At 68.1% G+C, this 14435-nt stretch carries 14 protein-coding genes; 8 read left to right on the top strand and 6 right to left on the bottom strand.

Features of this window, described 5'->3' with window-relative positions; all coding sequences use genetic code 11:
* Positions 1–340 precede the first annotated feature (340 nt).
* Positions 341–1894, bottom strand: a complete 1554-nt coding sequence (locus C7389_RS01265; protein WP_211168460.1) for a carboxylesterase/lipase family protein — start codon at positions 1892–1894, stop codon at positions 341–343.
* 232 nt (positions 1895–2126) lie between these two features.
* Between C7389_RS01265 and C7389_RS01260 the strand changes: the two genes are divergently transcribed.
* On the top strand, positions 2127–2426 hold the full coding sequence (locus C7389_RS01260; protein ID WP_133587562.1) for a hypothetical protein: 300 nt from the start codon (positions 2127–2129) through the stop codon (positions 2424–2426).
* A 55-nt stretch (positions 2427–2481) separates the two neighbouring features.
* Here C7389_RS01260 and C7389_RS01255 read toward each other — a convergent pair whose 3' ends face one another.
* From C7389_RS01255 to C7389_RS01245, 3 genes are all read right to left on the bottom strand, one after another.
* A complete protein-coding gene (locus C7389_RS01255; RefSeq protein ID WP_133587560.1) occupies positions 2482–3060 on the bottom strand; it encodes a DoxX family protein in 579 nt (192 codons plus the stop codon).
* 90 nt (positions 3061–3150) lie between these two features.
* Positions 3151–3456, bottom strand: coding sequence for a hypothetical protein (locus C7389_RS25045; protein ID WP_211168459.1), 306 nt, complete (start codon positions 3454–3456; stop codon positions 3151–3153).
* A 52-nt stretch (positions 3457–3508) separates the two neighbouring features.
* Positions 3509–4147 (bottom strand): DsbA family protein, encoded by a 639-nt coding sequence (locus C7389_RS01245; RefSeq protein WP_133587558.1) that lies wholly within the window; start codon positions 4145–4147, stop codon positions 3509–3511.
* Positions 4148–4265: 118 nt separating this feature from the next.
* Here C7389_RS01245 and C7389_RS01240 point away from each other — a divergent pair, with 118 nt between their 5' ends.
* From C7389_RS01240 to C7389_RS01225, 4 genes are all read left to right on the top strand, one after another.
* Positions 4266–5192 (top strand): LysR family transcriptional regulator, encoded by a 927-nt coding sequence (locus tag C7389_RS01240; protein WP_211168458.1) that lies wholly within the window; start codon positions 4266–4268, stop codon positions 5190–5192.
* Positions 5193–5427: 235 nt separating this feature from the next.
* Positions 5428–5880, top strand: a complete 453-nt coding sequence (locus tag C7389_RS24775; RefSeq protein ID WP_162851631.1) for a rhodanese-like domain-containing protein — start codon at positions 5428–5430, stop codon at positions 5878–5880.
* A gap of 234 nt (positions 5881–6114) precedes the next feature.
* The gene (locus tag C7389_RS01230; RefSeq protein WP_211168457.1) at positions 6115–8445 is read left to right on the top strand and encodes a TonB-dependent receptor; all 2331 of its coding nucleotides are present in this window, start codon (positions 6115–6117) and stop codon (positions 8443–8445) included.
* Between the two features lie 233 nt (positions 8446–8678).
* Positions 8679–10094, top strand: coding sequence for a lipase family alpha/beta hydrolase (locus C7389_RS01225; RefSeq protein ID WP_133587552.1), 1416 nt, complete (start codon positions 8679–8681; stop codon positions 10092–10094).
* Here the strand turns inward: C7389_RS01225 and C7389_RS01220 are convergent.
* A complete protein-coding gene (locus C7389_RS01220; protein WP_133587550.1) occupies positions 9995–10294 on the bottom strand; it encodes a type II toxin-antitoxin system RelE/ParE family toxin in 300 nt (99 codons plus the stop codon). The genes C7389_RS01225 and C7389_RS01220 overlap by 100 nt on opposite strands.
* Positions 10295–10312: 18 nt before the next feature.
* Positions 10313–11488, bottom strand: a complete 1176-nt coding sequence (locus C7389_RS01215) for a trans-sulfuration enzyme family protein (protein WP_133587548.1) — start codon at positions 11486–11488, stop codon at positions 10313–10315.
* Between the two features lie 249 nt (positions 11489–11737).
* Here C7389_RS01215 and C7389_RS01210 point away from each other — a divergent pair, with 249 nt between their 5' ends.
* From C7389_RS01210 to C7389_RS01200, 3 genes are all read left to right on the top strand, one after another.
* Positions 11738–12235, top strand: a complete 498-nt coding sequence (locus tag C7389_RS01210; RefSeq protein ID WP_133587546.1) for a hypothetical protein — start codon at positions 11738–11740, stop codon at positions 12233–12235.
* Positions 12236–12521: 286 nt separating this feature from the next.
* On the top strand, positions 12522–13316 hold the full coding sequence (locus C7389_RS01205) for an SDR family NAD(P)-dependent oxidoreductase (protein WP_133587545.1): 795 nt from the start codon (positions 12522–12524) through the stop codon (positions 13314–13316).
* Positions 13317–13633: 317 nt separating this feature from the next.
* Positions 13634–14263 (top strand): hypothetical protein, encoded by a 630-nt coding sequence (locus tag C7389_RS01200; RefSeq protein ID WP_133587543.1) that lies wholly within the window; start codon positions 13634–13636, stop codon positions 14261–14263.
* Positions 14264–14435: the final 172 nt, after the last annotated feature.

Raw genomic sequence — 14435 nt, 5'->3', positions numbered from 1 at the left:
AAGTCGTCAGGGCAGATGCTGGCGTTTTCCGAAACCTGACTCGGCTTTCCTTCTGCGGGCCCCTGGAAGGCGCCTCGGAATCGGGTTTTGGCCTGGGGCTGGATCACGCGCATCCTGCGCTGGCGATCTGGCCGCAACTCGTTCTGGCCGGCCGCCGCGGGGGGCGCCTTACGCTGGCGGGGATTGGCGGGCTGGAGGACCGGCGCGCGGTCCGGCCCGGCGGCAAGCGCGATGGCGTGGTCCAGCCCGGGAGCGAGGAAGCCCGCCGGCTGCCGTCCACCGCGTCGGGCCAGGGCGTTTGCCCCGGCCCGCATCATTGCCGCATGGCGGGCCGGAATGCTCAGAGCGCCACGTCTTTCCAGATGAGCCGAGTCGCCTTTTCCGGGTCGATGGCGATGCTGGAGCTGGCATCGAAGCGCCTGGTGGCTCGCTCGGCGAGGTCGTAAGCCGGCCAGCCGGGATCGCCCGTCTTGGCGAACTCGGCCCAGGAGCTGTGCATGGCCTCGGCCAGCGAGATGGGCGGGTTGTCGCCAATGAAGGTTCTGGCCTGGGCGGAGCCCAGCGCGTCGAAGGCGAACGGCACGTCGACAAAGTGCGCGGCACCCAGCTCACCCCCGAAACCCGGCGACCTCCAGGAGAAGTTGTAGTGCCACGCCATGCGGTTGCCGCCTCTCATCTCCGTGATGCGTAGCGCGGGCATGCGGAAGGTGTAGTCGGACTGCAGGGCGGTGTAGACCTCGCCGGGCGACTGATCCCTGGCCACGCTCTTGTAAACGTCCAGCGTTCGGGCAGGAAGGTTCAAATCGCCGATGAACAGATCGACGTCCGTGGGCGTGATGCGGCGGATCGCTCCGCCGGGCACCATGTAAATGCGGGCCTCTTCGTCGGTGCTGCCGACGATCACCGGCACGTTGGGCTTGGGGCCGCGCGCCAGCATATCGATCGGCGAGGCGTCGAGCAGGTCGCCATCGATCACCGGCAGGAAAGCCGTGCCGCCGAGGGACAGGCGCCCCCATACGGCGCGGTCCTTGAGCACCCCCACTAGTGCAACGCTGGCGTCAATGAGCTTGTCCAGGGGAACGGCGGCCAGACCGGCGACGGTCGGCTCGACGCCAAGCCCCTTGGCGAACGCGGCCGTCAGCCGTTGGGCATCGGCGGGCTGCATGGATTGCATGGGCGGGCTTTGCAGGATGGCGCGTTTGAACAGCCCCTCCGTCCTTGGCGACGCCAGCAGGATCGCAACACTCTCCGCACCGGCGGACTGGCCGAAGAGGGTGACGTTCTCCGGATTGCCGCCGAAGGCCGCGATGTTGTCGCGCACCCATTGCAGCGCCGCGATCTGGTCGAGGAGGCCGCGGTTGGCCGGTGCGCCGTCGATGGCCATGAAACCATCGACGCCGACGCGGTAGTTGACCGTGACCAAGACGATGCCGTCCGCGGCGAAGCGGCTGCCGTCATAAGCGGCTTCGCTGGCATCGGCGCGGATGAAGGCGCCGCCGGGAATCCACACCATCACCGGCAGGTCCTTGGCCTGGGGGTCCGGCGTCCAGATGTTGAGCGTCAGGTCATCGGCGCCGCCGAACAGCCCGGCCTTCGGGTCGCGGCTGGGCTGTGGCGGCGGCGGGCCGAACGCGCTCGCGTCGCGAACGCCCTGCCACGGCGCCACCGGTTGGGGTGCCTGAAAGCGTGTTTCCGGCTTGAAAGGATTGGCGGCGTAGGGAATGCGCTTGAACACGGCCACGCCATTCGAGCGGACTCCGCGCAAGCGCCCGGAGCGCAGCGTGACCACCGGCTGCTTGGCTGCGGCCATGGAGGGAGCTGAATGCAGCGTCATGGCCAGCACCGAAGCAATGCCGGCTTTGAACACCGTGCGACGTGATGGAAGAAAGGGCATTTGGGTATTCCTGTCATTGAACACATGGGGAAAAACTCCCTGCCGGCCTGCGAGAGCGGGCGGGGAGCATCGCTCGTTTCTACGGCACGGCCTTCGGCCACGCCCCGGAGCCCCCTGCAGGATTGGAAGGTCGATCGTTCTTGATCATAGAAGCTGCGGACGGCAAGGGCTTCACGGTGCGCCACCCCGGAGGAATGCAAGGGGCACGCACGCTGTGGACCAGGACAGCGTCTTGGCGACCCTCGCCGTACCGATGCGCTGCGTCATGCTCGTGGTCTTTTCCGTCCTGGCTTGCATGCCGATGGGCAAGGGAGGAATCGATCCACTCTCCAGCCAGACGCCAGAACACGCCCGCCATCAGCGCGTCGGTACCCGCGCAGCTGCCGGCGGGAGGAAAGCCTTCTGCCGCCTTTCCCTCGAGCCGCCGCTGAAGAACGGCCCTGAAGCTGCGGCCGTCCTTCCCGGACGATCCCTCCCGGCTGCGGCGGATCCGTTCCGGATTGCCGTTCATCTCAACTCCAATCCATTCTGAGTGGATCACCGGGTGGCCAGGAGAAATCCCAAGAACCGGGGTACGGCACCTCGGTTCAAATGGACTTCTTCAGCAGCCGATCGACCGACCAGATACCGCCACCGAAGGCGGCGAAGAACAGGCAGCCGAATGCCCAGATGCTGGACAGCTGGACTGCCTTGTCCTGCAGGAGATTGGTGAACACGACGCCACCGTCCATCAGCCGCTTCACGCCGTTGAGGGTGAGGAACTCCGGGTGCGCCTTGATCGCCTCCAGGCCCGCGCTGCTCAGCAGCGGTTCGGCGTTGTAGGGAAAGTGAAAGTGGAACCACACGGTCACGAACAGCATTACCGCGTTGGCCAAGGCCAGGGGACGTGTGAGGAAACCCACGATCAGCGCGGCACCGCCGACGACCTGCATGATGGCCAGCATGGGCGAGAACAACCAGCCCGGGTGAAAGCCGATCATCTCGACGAACTGCACCTGGCCCATGGGGTTAAGAATCTTCGGCCAGCCTTCGTGCAGCAGCCAGCCGCCGACGACCAGTCGAAGCAGCAGCCATCCAAGCGGCTGGGCGAATTTCTCATAGACGCCGGCCATTGCCGGGATGACCAGGCTTTCTTTGGGAACACTGAAATCAAACGGGTTGCGCATAAGCTTGCCTCGCAAGAGTGGGGGAAGGGAGGGGGAGGGACGCCGGGCACCGGAGCCGCATTCGTGCAACTCGCGGGCACGGCGACGGGGTCAATCAGTCCTTCGGCGGCGAGATGCCTTGAACGGGCCGACCAGACGTTCGAACAGGCTCTCGAAGTGCGCCCCACGGGCACGGTCCCGCATGCACGCCACGAAATCCTCGGGACGGGTGTTGTAGTGGTCGCCAGGCCAGCGTCGGGGCAGCGCGTTCATGGCCGTGGTCAGGACATCGACATTGGCCGGAAAGCGCTTCCATTGCAGTGGCACGGCAGTCGCCGCAGTGGCGTCGCAAGCCGCCAGGGCAGTGGCTGTGCCGCCTGCTGCTGCGGTTTGGACGGAGTCTCTGCCAATCATCATGATGATCCTTGGCGACGGAGCAAAAGAGATGAGGGGGCAAGGGGCGGGAGGTTCAGGCGGCGGCCAGCTGCTCGGCGAAGGCCTGCGGGTTGGAGAACACCGCGCTTGAGGGCAGCAGCTGGCGCTGCCCGTTCTGCTCCAGGATGAAGGTGGGGACACCGTGTGCGCCGAACTGCTGCAGCAGCGCCTGCGCCTCGGCGACGCGGACACGGTTGGCAGCGAGCAGTTCGGCATCCGGTTGGGCCAGACGCCGGGCGGCCTCGTCCAGACCCAGCGTCTTCAACACGGCCATCAGCGTTTCCAGCGACGTGATGTCGCGCCCATCGACGTAGCGGGCGAGCTGGATGGCCTTGAGCGCGTCCAGCTCGCGCTGGGGCGCGGTCAGCGCGATGGCCGTCAGTGCGACGGTGGCGGGTCCGCTGTCGAACATTTGCTTATGGTCGGCCAGTACGTTGCCGCGGTACTGCTCGGTGAACCGCTGGCTGGTGAGGCGTTCAATGCGCTGGTCATTGCTCCACGCATAGGTGGCGAAGTCGTCGCTCATCGGGCGCGCGCCCTCGCCGGAGAACAGACCGCTGGGCAACAGCCGCAGCGCGACGCCGGGCAGGGCCGAGACTTCCGCCACCGTGCCGCTGGCGCCGTAGCACCAGCCGCAGAGCGGGTCGAAGAGATAGAGCAGTGTCTTGGTCATGGCGGAGGCGAAGGCTTGGAGAGGCCCGGTTTTCAGTTCATTGCACGGATGGTATGCAGCTGCTATTGACAGATAAATTACGTTAAAGCATATAGTTCGTATGTTAAAAGCAAACAATATGGAAGAGTCCGGCGCCAACCATCTCGCCAATCTCAAGCGTCTGGCGTACTTCGCCGCGGTGGTCGAGACAGGCAGTTTCACGGCGGCGGCCGAGCGGCTGGGCATCACCAAGGCGGTGGTCAGCCAACAAGTGTCGCGGCTGGAGCGGGAGTTCCGCACGACGCTGCTCACGCGCACCACGCGCAGGGTGACGGCGACGGAGGCGGGCAAGGCGTTTCACGAGCGCTGCGCCCTGATCCTGAAGGAAGCGCACGACGCCTTCGATGAACTGGGCGCAGGGGTGACGGAGCCTTCCGGCACGCTACGGCTGACGGCTCCGCTGGATTACGGCATCACCAGCATCGTGCCGGCCGTCACTGAGTTCACACGCCGTTATCCGCGGTGCAAGGTGGACGCGATCTTGAGCGATCAGTCGCTCGACGTGATGTCTGGCCAGGTGGAACTGGCGATCCGCGTGGGGTGGTTGACAGACCTGAATGTGCAGGCCCGGCAGATTGGCGCGTTTCGGCAACTGCTGGTCGCAGCGCCGGTGTGGCAAGGTCAAGTGAGCGCTCTGCAAGACCCCCAGGGCGTGGCCGGGCTTCCGTTCGTGGCCAATACCTTGCTACGTGAGCCCACGCGCTGGAGCTTCTCCCGCGGCGAACTGGAACGCCAGAACGTCTCCGTGCATGCCGCGATGTCGATGGACGCTACCTTGGCGGTGCGCGAGGCCGTGCGTTACGGCGCAGGGCTATCCGTGCTGCCGGACTTTGCGGTGGCTGAAGACCTGGCTGCCGGGCGGTTGATCCAGGTGCTGCCGCAATGGGCACTGCCCGCAGGCGGCATCCATGCGGTGTATCCCACGGCGCGTTTCAGGCCCGCGAAGGTGCGGGCCTTCGTGGATCTGCTGCAGGAGATCGCCGCGGCTGCGCGTCTTGGCGGGTGAATTCGCGGTCCTGGTCATGGCAACCGGACTGCGCCCCCGCTCAGGCCTGGTCACGGACATTCTCCATCGGCACGGCGACTGGGCGTTCCGCCGGCTTAGCGGCGGCGGTGGAAAGCTTGTGAAGATTGCTCGTTTTCTCCCCGCCCGCCGGCTTGCTAGCCTCGCCGCACAAGAACCCAGGCCGGCAATGCAGCGCATTGCGCCGCTGGAGGCCGCGGATGAAAGGAGACGGAACATGGGCGCACGCATAGAGGCGCTGCTGGGGCGCGCGCAGGCGCGGGCCCGGGAAGGCGCCTACGGCTACAACGGCAGCCTGCTACCAGCCGAAGCCTGGGCGGTGCTGGAGGCGAGGGCGCACGCCCGCCTGGTGGACATCCGCTCGCGCGAGGAATGGGCGCTGGTTGGCCGCGTGCCCGGCGCCTTCGAGATCGAGTTCCGCCGCTTTCCCGACTGGGCGCCGGTGCCGGATTTCCTCGCCCAGGTCGAAGCCCGCCTGCGCCACGACGAACTCGTGCTGCTGCTGGGCCGTGGCACCGGGGACGCGGCGGAGGCCGCCCGCCTGCTCTCGGCCCGCGGCTACCGCCACGTCTATACCGTGCTGGAGGGCTTCGAGGGCGAAGCCAACGCCGCCGGCCAGCGGGTGGTCAATGGCTGGCGGGCGGCCGGGCTGCCCTGGTATCAGGTGTAACCCCCGCGGTCTCCGCCGACTCGATCAAGGACATGGTGATACGCGCCGCGGCAGGCCTTTCCATCCATGGGTTCACAGGGGCGGCGTATCGGGTTCTAATGCCGCCTCCGAAATTTCTGGTTTCAGACTGCTGTGCGCTCCCGATCCCGCCCAACCGCCCGTATCGAGACTGAGGGCGCCGGCTTCCGCCGTGCTCTTTCCCCCCTTCCTCAGCCTGTCTGGCGTCCGCTGGCCTTGGCGCTGGCCCTGATCGCCCCGGCCGCCTGGGCCCAGGTGCCGGAGGCAGCTCGGGCGCCTGCCGCCGAGGATGCCGAACTGCAGCTGGAGACGGTGACGGTGAATGCCCGCCGCCGCGCCGAGAGCGCCCAGTCGGTGCCGGTGTCGTTGAGCACGCTGGACGGCGCCGAGTTGGAGCGGCAGGGCGTGTATCAGGTGCAGAACCTGCCGCTGCTGCTGCCCGGCCTGAACGCCAGCTACGCCAATGGCCGCCAGCTCAGCCTGGCGGTGCGCGGCATCGGCAACAACCCGGCCAACGAGGGGTTGGAGGGCAGCGTCGGCATCTACCTGGACAACGTCTATCTCGGCCGTCCGGGCATGGCGGTGCTGGATCTGGTGGACCTGGAGCGGGTGGAACTGCTGCGCGGGCCGCAGGGCACGCTGTTCGGCAAGAACACTACCGCCGGCGTGCTCAATCTCAGCACCCGGGCACCGGATTTCTCGCCGGACAACAGCGTGGAGCTGTCCGCCGGCGAGCGCGGCTACTACCAGGGCAAGGCGGTGATCTCCGGCCCGCTGAGCGATACGGTGGCGGCGCGCATCGCGGTGGTGGGCACCCACGACGACGGCTGGCTGAAGAACGACAACGACAACCGTCGCCTCAACAGCGTGACCCGTGAAGGCGTGCGCGGCCAGCTGCTGATCCGCCCGGACAGCGATTTCAGCCTGCGCCTGATCGCCGACTACCAGCACGAGAACGGCAGCCAGGGCACGACCATGCTCTACGGCGTGGGGCCGTCGCCGGCGGGTTACTACAACCTGTTGCACGCCGCCCAACTGGCCGGCGCCACCGGTATCCGTATCGATCCGGACCGCTACCACGTCAACATCGACGGCCCGCAGAAGATGAAGGTGGAGCAGGGCGGCTTGTCCGCCGAGGCCAACTGGGAGCTGGGCGGCGGCTATCGCCTGACCTCCATCACCGCCTGGCGCTCCTGGGAATTCGGCTCGCACAACGATATCGACGGCACCAACGCCGACATCTTCCGCGACTCCCAATTCCGGGTGAAGGACAGCCAGATCTCGCAGGAAGTCCGCCTCGCTTCGCCCATCGGCGACACGATGGACTATGTGGTCGGCGCCTACTACTTCCACCAGGACATCACCAGCAGCAACTGGCTGACCTACGGGAGTGGCGCCGATACGGTGGCTCTGCCCGAGCTTTATCAGACTCTTTTCCCGGGAAGTAATGTTTTGAACGGCATCACTTCCGCCACCCACGGCAAGATGAAGACCGACAGCTTCGCGTTGTTCGGCCAGGCCGACTGGCACCTCACCGAGCGCCTGGACCTCACCACCGGCGTGCGCGCCACCTACGAGCGCAAGGTGGCACGCAGCCGCCGCGACGCGCCGCTCAACGCCGCGCCGCTGTTCGTGCCCCTGCTGCTGGTTGGCCGCAACAGCCAGGTCGGCGCCTGGCGGTCGGACGACATCACCGTGCAGGATGTCAGCCCCTCCGGCCTGCTCGGCCTCTCCTACGAGCTGGCGCCGGACGTGCTGGCCTTCGCCAACCTCTCCTACGGCGAGAAGTCCGGCGGGGTGAACATCAACGGCGTCGGTGCCGCGCCGACCATGGGCGAGGATTCGCTCAAGGTCGATCCGGAACGCGCCCGCAGCCTGGAGGTCGGCTTCAAGAGCCTGTTGTGGGACAAGCGCCTGCGGGTGAACGCCAGCCTGTTCTACGCCCGGGTGCAGGACTACCAGGCCACCGGCATGCGCGCCGGACCCAGTTCCCTCGTCGTTTACCAAGTGCTGACCAACGTCGGTGAAGTGGAGAGCAAGGGCGTGGAATGGGAGATCGAAGCCCGGCCCACCCGTCGCCTCACGCTGTCCTTCAACGGCATGTACAACGACGCCAGCTACCGCTCCTTCGACAACGCCCCCTGTCCAGCCGAGCGTAACAACCCGGTTGCGCCGGCCAGCTGCGACCTCGGCGGCAAGCAGGTGCAGGGTGCGCCGCTGTGGACCGCCAACGTCGGCGGCAGCTACCGCTGGCCGTGGGCCGACCATGTGGAGCAGTACGTAAGCGCCAACTACGCCTGGCGCTCGGAAGCCCCCGGTTCGCTGGACAATTCCCGCTACAACCGCCTGCCCGCCTACGGCGTGCTCAACCTCGCCACCGGCTGGCAGTACAGCCGCGGCAGCGATGTGTGGGAACTGTCGCTGTGGGCGCGCAACGCCCTGGACAAGCGCTACTACTACACCGGCAGCAACACCGTCAGCGCCTACACCGTGTCCGCCGCCGCCCCGCGCACCGTGGGCGTCACCCTGCGCTACAACTTCATGTGAGCCCGCGCCGGCTGCGGCCGGCGGGCATTGCCACGGCCAAAGGAGGCTGCGTTTCCCATGCTCAAGGTCGGCGGACCCCCGGCCGGGCGCGGGTAATCCCGCCGCTGCGCTGCGCAGAAGCCCGCCCGGCGCGGCTGTCCGGCTGGACCTTGCCCTGCCGTCATCGCGATAATCCCGCTTGTCCTGCGCCGTCCTGTCCCGGATGGCGTCTTTCATCACGGCGGGGAAATCCGATGGCGACTCTTGCGCTCCGCACACGCAAGCCATACCGGGGCCGGGTACCGGGGGCCGGCTTTTTCACCGCATCGGCGCTGCGGCGGGCGCTGGCGCTGCTCGCGGTGATGCTGCTGGCGCTGGCCAGCAGCGGCTGCATGATGTTCTCGCTGCGCGGCCAGCTGGCGCAGATGTCCACCGCCTGCTCCATCGCCGGCACGCTGGCCGACGATGGCGGGGCTGCCGGCCCGTATGTGGTGGCGCTGCTGCATGACGACGCGGCGGCCTCAGACGCGGCGCAGCCCGCCTGGCGCCAGGTCGATTACTTCGTCATGGAGCGGGAAGGCGCCTGGGGCTTCATCGTCGGCCCCGGCAACTATGGCCTGGCCGCCTTCCGCGACAGCAATGGCAACTTCCGCCACGATGCCGGCGAACCCCTGCTGACCTTCGATCCCGGGAGCAGCATGAGCTGCAGCGCCGGCAAGGTCTTCGCCGACATTGCCCTGCGGGTGCCGGCGGAGGCGACGCCGGGCGCGGCGACGGCGATCGGCCTGCCCACCCTCGGCCAGCTGCGGCCGCGGCCGGCGGTGGACCGGCCCGCCGTCAGCGGCGGCCAGTTGCTCTCCTTCGGCGACGTCACCACGCTGGAGGACGCCCGCTTCGACCCGGAAATCGCCGCCGCCAGCAGCTGGCGTCCGCTGGATTTCATCCTCGCCGGCCGCAGCGGCCTCTACCTGCTGGAACCTTACGACCCGGACAAGATCCCGGTGGTGTTCGTGCATGGCATCAACGGCTCGCCGCGCGATTTCTCCGCCCTGGTCGGCCAGCTGGACCGCAAGCGCTTCCAGCCCTGGGTGTTCTCCTACGCCTCCGGGCTCGGCCTGGATACCACGGTGGATATCCTCACCAGCACCATGCTGGAGCTGGAGCTGCACTACCAGGTGAAGCGCTTCCACCTCGTCGCCCACAGCATGGGCGGGCTGGTGGCGCGCGGCTTCCTGCTGCGCCGTGCCGAGCGCAACGCGCCGGCCGAAGTACCGTTGTTCATCAGCCTGTCCACCCCCTGGGGTGGGCACGAGGCGGCCCTGCGCGGCATTACCTCCTCGCCGGTGGTGGTGCCGGTGTGGCGCGACATCGTGCCCGGCAGCAGCTACCTGCGGGAGCTCTTCTACACCGGCCAGGAGGCGGGCGCCCAGGTGCAGTTCCTGCCCGCCGGCACCCGCCACCACCTGCTGTTCACCTACGGTGGCGGCAACACCCTCGGCCGCGCCAACGATGGCGTGGTCACCGTCGCCAGCGAACTCGCCGCCGAAGCCCAGACCCAGGCCGAGCGCATCTACGGCTTCGACGACAGCCACGCCGGCATCCTCAGCAACCTGGAGGCGATGAAGACGGTGAACCTGCTGCTGGCGGGGGATGGCGCGCCGCTGCGCTGAGGCGGTGGGTCAGGCCGCGTGGCGGGGCTGGATCTTCCGCAGGGGGCGTTGATACGGATGCTGCGCCGGCCGGTCCGCTTTCCGCGCAAGGCTTCCAGCCTGTTGTCGGGCGGAGTGCGCAGCTCGTTTGAATCGTCTGCCGCATCCAGGTATTCCAGCTTGCGCCGCGCCGCCGGCTCGATGCCGGCGAGCTGCGCCACCGGCTCGCGGGCTGGCGCTCAGTCCGCCAGCGCTTCCTTCAGGTCGTCTATCAGGTCGTCCACCGCCTCGATGCCGACCGACAGCCGGATCAGGTCTGGCGGGCAGGGGCTGCCGGGGCCTTCCACGCTGGCGCGGTGCTCGGCCAGGCTCTCGACCGAACCCAGCGAAGTAGCGCGCTTGAATATCTGCAGGCGGGCGGTGACTTCGCGCGAACGCGCTTCGCCGCCGGTGGTGCGGATGGAGAGCATGCCGCCGAAGCCGCCCTGCATCTGGCGTGCGGCGATGGCGTGCTGCGGGTGGCCGGGCAGGCCGGGGTAGAGCACTTCCACCAGGCCGGGGTGGCCGTCCAGCGCCTGGGCGATGGCGAGCGCGTTGGCGGCGGATTGCTGCACCCGCAGCTGCAGGGTGCGCATGCCGCGCAGCAGCAGCCAGGCCTCGAAGGGGCCGAGCACCGCGCCGCCGAGGTTGCGGTTGCGGCGGATGCGCTGCCACAGCGGACCATCCTCGCGGCACACCAGGGCGCCGGCGATGACGTCGGAGTGGCCGTTGAGGTACTTGGTGGCGGAGTGCATGACGATGTCCGCGCCCAGCTTCAGCGGCTGGCTGAACACCGGGGTGGCGACGGTGGAATCCACCAGCACCGTGGTGCCGCCGGCGCGGGCGGCGCCGACGGCGGCGGCGATGTCTATCACCTCCCAGGTCGGGTTGGCCGGCGTCTCCAGCCACAGCAAGGTGGTCGGCGCCTCGCGCAGCAGGGCGACCATGCCGTCCAGGTCGGCATTGTCGTAGAAGGCGAGGTCCAGCTTCCACTGTTGGGCGAAGGCCACCAGCCAGTTGCGCAGCGCCCAGTACATGGAGCGGCAGGCGACGATGCGCTGGCCAGGCTCCAGCGCCTGCAGCACCGCGGTGGCGGCGGCCATGCCGGAGGCGAACAGCAGGGATTGATGGCCGCCCTCCAGCGTGGTGAGCAGTTCCTCGGCCTGGTCGTAGGCGGGGCTGAAGTCGCGGGAGTACAGGCGGCCGCCGGGGTAGCTGCCGTCGCCGGCGCGTTCGAAGGTGGTGGAAGGGTGCAGCGGCGGCACCAGGTCGCGGTAGGGCTCGGCGATGCGGCCCAGGGCCTGGGCGGTGAGGGTGCGCGGCGACAGGGCGCGGGCGGCAAGCGGAGCGGGGGTGCGGTCGCGGGACTGGCTCATGTTGTTCTCCTTCGCCATGGAGGGCAGGGCAAGCACGGGATTATCCCCCGGAGGGGGTATGCGGCGTGGCCGCGGCGTTTGTTGCCGCCCGCCGGCCGCCCAAGACGGCAGCTTTTGCCGGCGAGCGGCGGAGTCTGCCGCTTCCCGCGCCCGGGGCGCGAGGCGAAATCCCCGTGTCTGCATGCATGTATCCGGATTGGTACGCAGCTTGCGTAGCGGCCGGGGCCAATGCGAGTGGAGACGTTCGCCATGAAGATCGATACCAGCTACGACAGCACCACGTTCAAGACCTATTCCTCCGCCGCCGCCGGCGGCGACAGCCAGGCCAGCTTCCAGGCCGCGCTGGCCAAGGCGCGCCAGGTGGGCGGCGGCAGCGACAGCGCCAGCACCGAGACGCCGGCCAAGACGGTGATGACTGCCCAGGACAAGGCGGAGATGCAGCGCCTGCGCGAAGAGAAGGTGCTGGCGGATTTCCGCGACTACATGGAAAAGACGCCGGCCGAGCGCATGCGCGACGCCATCCTCCGGGACATGGGCCTGACCGAAGAGGATCTGGCCGCCATGCCGGCCGAGGAGCGCGCCGCCGTCGAGGACGAGATCGCCGAGCGCATCAAGGACAAGCTGCTGGCGCAAGGCGTGGAGGCCGATGGCAGTGCCGCACCGCCGACGGCGGAGCTGCGCTACGTGCTGCCGACGCAATCGGCATCGGCCGCCGGCGACAACAGCCGCAGCCTCCCGGGTAGCTGAGCTTCGCCCTCTCCGGCGCGGGATTGGCCGGCGCTTGAGCACTGGGCTTGAGCCGGCCGCCGAGGCCGGAGGACGCTGCCCGCGGGGCCATCCCTGGCGGCGGCGCCTCCTTCCTGTTTTCCTTCCCGCCGCCACGACTTTCCCCTGTTCCGCCTCCAGGGAATGGCGCTTGCACGCCTGCCAGCTTCCGGGCGGGTGTGATCCGCATCCTTGATCCGCCCGGGCGGCGCGGGGCGGCTTTCCTCCGCCGCATCCATCCACACCGGCGATGCGGGGAGGAAGCGCCATGAACATCGATCTCTCCGGCAAGCGTGCAATCGTTACCGGTTCCACCGACGGCATAGGCTTCGCGGTGGCCGAGGGCCTGGGCAAGGCCGGCGCCCATGTGATCGTCACCGGCCGCGAGGAGGCCAAGACCGCCGCCGCTTGCGAGGACCTGCGCAGGCGCAGCCCGCAGGGCAGCTACAGCGCGGTAGTGGCGGACCTGGGCGGCGCGGAGGGCTGCGCCGCGCTGATCGTCGCCCAGCCGGAGACCGACATCCTGGTGAATGTGCTCGGCATCTACGAGACGCGGGAGTTCTTCGCCCTGGACGACGCCGACTGGGAGCATCTGTTCCAGGTCAACGTCATGAGCGGCGTGCGCCTGTCGCGCCACTACGCCCAGGGCATGCGGGCCCGGCACTGGGGGCGCATCCAGTTCATCTCCAGTGAGTCGGCAATCAACATTCCGCCGGACATGCTGCATTACGGCGTTACCAAGGCCGCCCTGCTGGGCTTGTCGCGCGGGTTGGCGAAGGCGCTGGCCGGCAGCGGCGTCACCGTGAATGCCATCCTGCCGGGCCCGACCTACACCGCTGGCACCCGCGCCATGGTGGAGGAAATGGCCGCGGAGAGAGGCCTGAGCCATGAGGAGATGAAGGCCCGCTTCGTCCCCGAGAATCGCCCCAGCTCGCTGATCGGCCGCTTCGCCGAGCCGGACGAGGTCGCCCACCTTTGTGTCTACGCCGCCTCGCCCCAGGCCAGTTGCACCACCGGCGCTGCGCTGCGGGTGGAGGGCGGAATTGTCGACAGCATCGTCTGACGGCAGGGCAATCTCCCCGCCCCGCATGACAGGCTGCGCCACCGGCGCGCTTCCATTTTGTTGCAGAGTGCATACAATCCCGCCCCGTCGCGCCCCGGGGCGGTATCACCGCTTCGCCCGCGCGGGCACCAACAGGGAGGGCCGCGCTCAACCCCCGGAACAGGAAGGGAGCGTGTGCCGGCGGGCTTGCGGACAACGGCCGTGGTGGCCGGTCCGCGGGGCCCGACGTGTGCCGGCGTTTGTGCGCCTGCTTTCTCAGCGTTTCATTTCAAATCAAAGGGTGAGTGCCGAAAATGGGATTCAAGGGTTGGGTTGCCATGCTTTGCGCGGCAGCGGTGCTGTCGGGCTGCGCCTCTTTCAGGAACAACGAAATTGCCGACGCCGGCGCGCTGCCGGACGTTTCCGGCTATCAAAACAAGCCTTCGGTTTTCGTCGAAACGCATTTCTTCCGCGGTGAGCCGGGCGCGCCGGTGACGGAGATCCTGGTAATCCGGGACAAGATCCACGAACTGGTGGGCAAGAGCCTGGGCGACTCCGGCATGTTCTCCCGCCACAGCTTCGATGAAGCCGACAAGGCGGCTGCGGACTACACCCTGCGGCTGGACATCTATAACCACAGCAACACCGGTCTGGCGATGGCGGCCGGTTTCATCTCCGGCTTCACCTTCGGCGTGATTCCGGCGGCGGCCACCGACAATTACACGCTGGAAGCGAAGCTGGCCGATACCAGCGGCGCCGTGGTGAGCAAGGCCACCAACAAGGATTCGATCACCACCTGGATAGGCCTGGTGTTCATTCCGGCAATGGCGGCGACGCCGGAGAAGGCGCTGACCGGCACGCTGGACAACCAGTTGAAGACGGTGCTGAAGGAACTGGTGGCAGGCGGCAAGCTGAAGTACTCCGACGTGATGCGGCGCCGCGCCGCGCCGATGTTCGCCGGCGCTTGATTCCAGCTGCCTGACCCAGGCAGCTTTCCCGGCCCTCTTGCTGGCCACGGGGGCCGGGCCAGGCGGGCGGCAACCCTACCCCCGCCATCCCGCCGGGCTTGCCATCACCAGCGGCGCGGCTGGCCTCTCTCCCTTCTGCCCGGCGATCTTCCCGTGCCCCGCTGCCAGTTCA

It is taken from the genome of Azoarcus indigens (assembly GCF_004361735.1).
Taxonomy (GTDB): Bacteria; Pseudomonadota; Gammaproteobacteria; order Burkholderiales; family Rhodocyclaceae; genus Azoarcus; species Azoarcus indigens.
This window is presented reverse-complemented; position numbering and strand designations above follow the sequence as displayed.

Bases quoted from the DNA above. Each gene is read 5' to 3' on its own strand.
- C7389_RS01265 (WP_211168460.1), bottom strand. From the start codon at position 1,894: ATGCCCTTTCTTCCATCACGTCGCACGGTGTTCAAAGCCGGCATTGCT.
- C7389_RS01255 (WP_133587560.1), bottom strand. From the start codon at position 3,060: ATGCGCAACCCGTTTGATTTCAGTGTTCCCAAAGAAAGCCTGGTCATC.
- C7389_RS25045 (WP_211168459.1), bottom strand. From the start codon at position 3,456: ATGATGATTGGCAGAGACTCCGTCCAAACCGCAGCAGCAGGCGGCACA.
- C7389_RS01245 (WP_133587558.1), bottom strand. From the start codon at position 4,147: ATGACCAAGACACTGCTCTATCTCTTCGACCCGCTCTGCGGCTGGTGC.
- C7389_RS01240 (WP_211168458.1), top strand. From the start codon at position 4,266: ATGGAAGAGTCCGGCGCCAACCATCTCGCCAATCTCAAGCGTCTGGCG.
- C7389_RS24775 (WP_162851631.1), top strand. From the start codon at position 5,428: ATGGGCGCACGCATAGAGGCGCTGCTGGGGCGCGCGCAGGCGCGGGCC.
- C7389_RS01225 (WP_133587552.1), top strand. From the start codon at position 8,679: ATGGCGACTCTTGCGCTCCGCACACGCAAGCCATACCGGGGCCGGGTA.
- C7389_RS01215 (WP_133587548.1), bottom strand. From the start codon at position 11,488: ATGAGCCAGTCCCGCGACCGCACCCCCGCTCCGCTTGCCGCCCGCGCC.
- C7389_RS01210 (WP_133587546.1), top strand. From the start codon at position 11,738: ATGAAGATCGATACCAGCTACGACAGCACCACGTTCAAGACCTATTCC.
- C7389_RS01205 (WP_133587545.1), top strand. From the start codon at position 12,522: ATGAACATCGATCTCTCCGGCAAGCGTGCAATCGTTACCGGTTCCACC.
- C7389_RS01200 (WP_133587543.1), top strand. From the start codon at position 13,634: ATGCTTTGCGCGGCAGCGGTGCTGTCGGGCTGCGCCTCTTTCAGGAAC.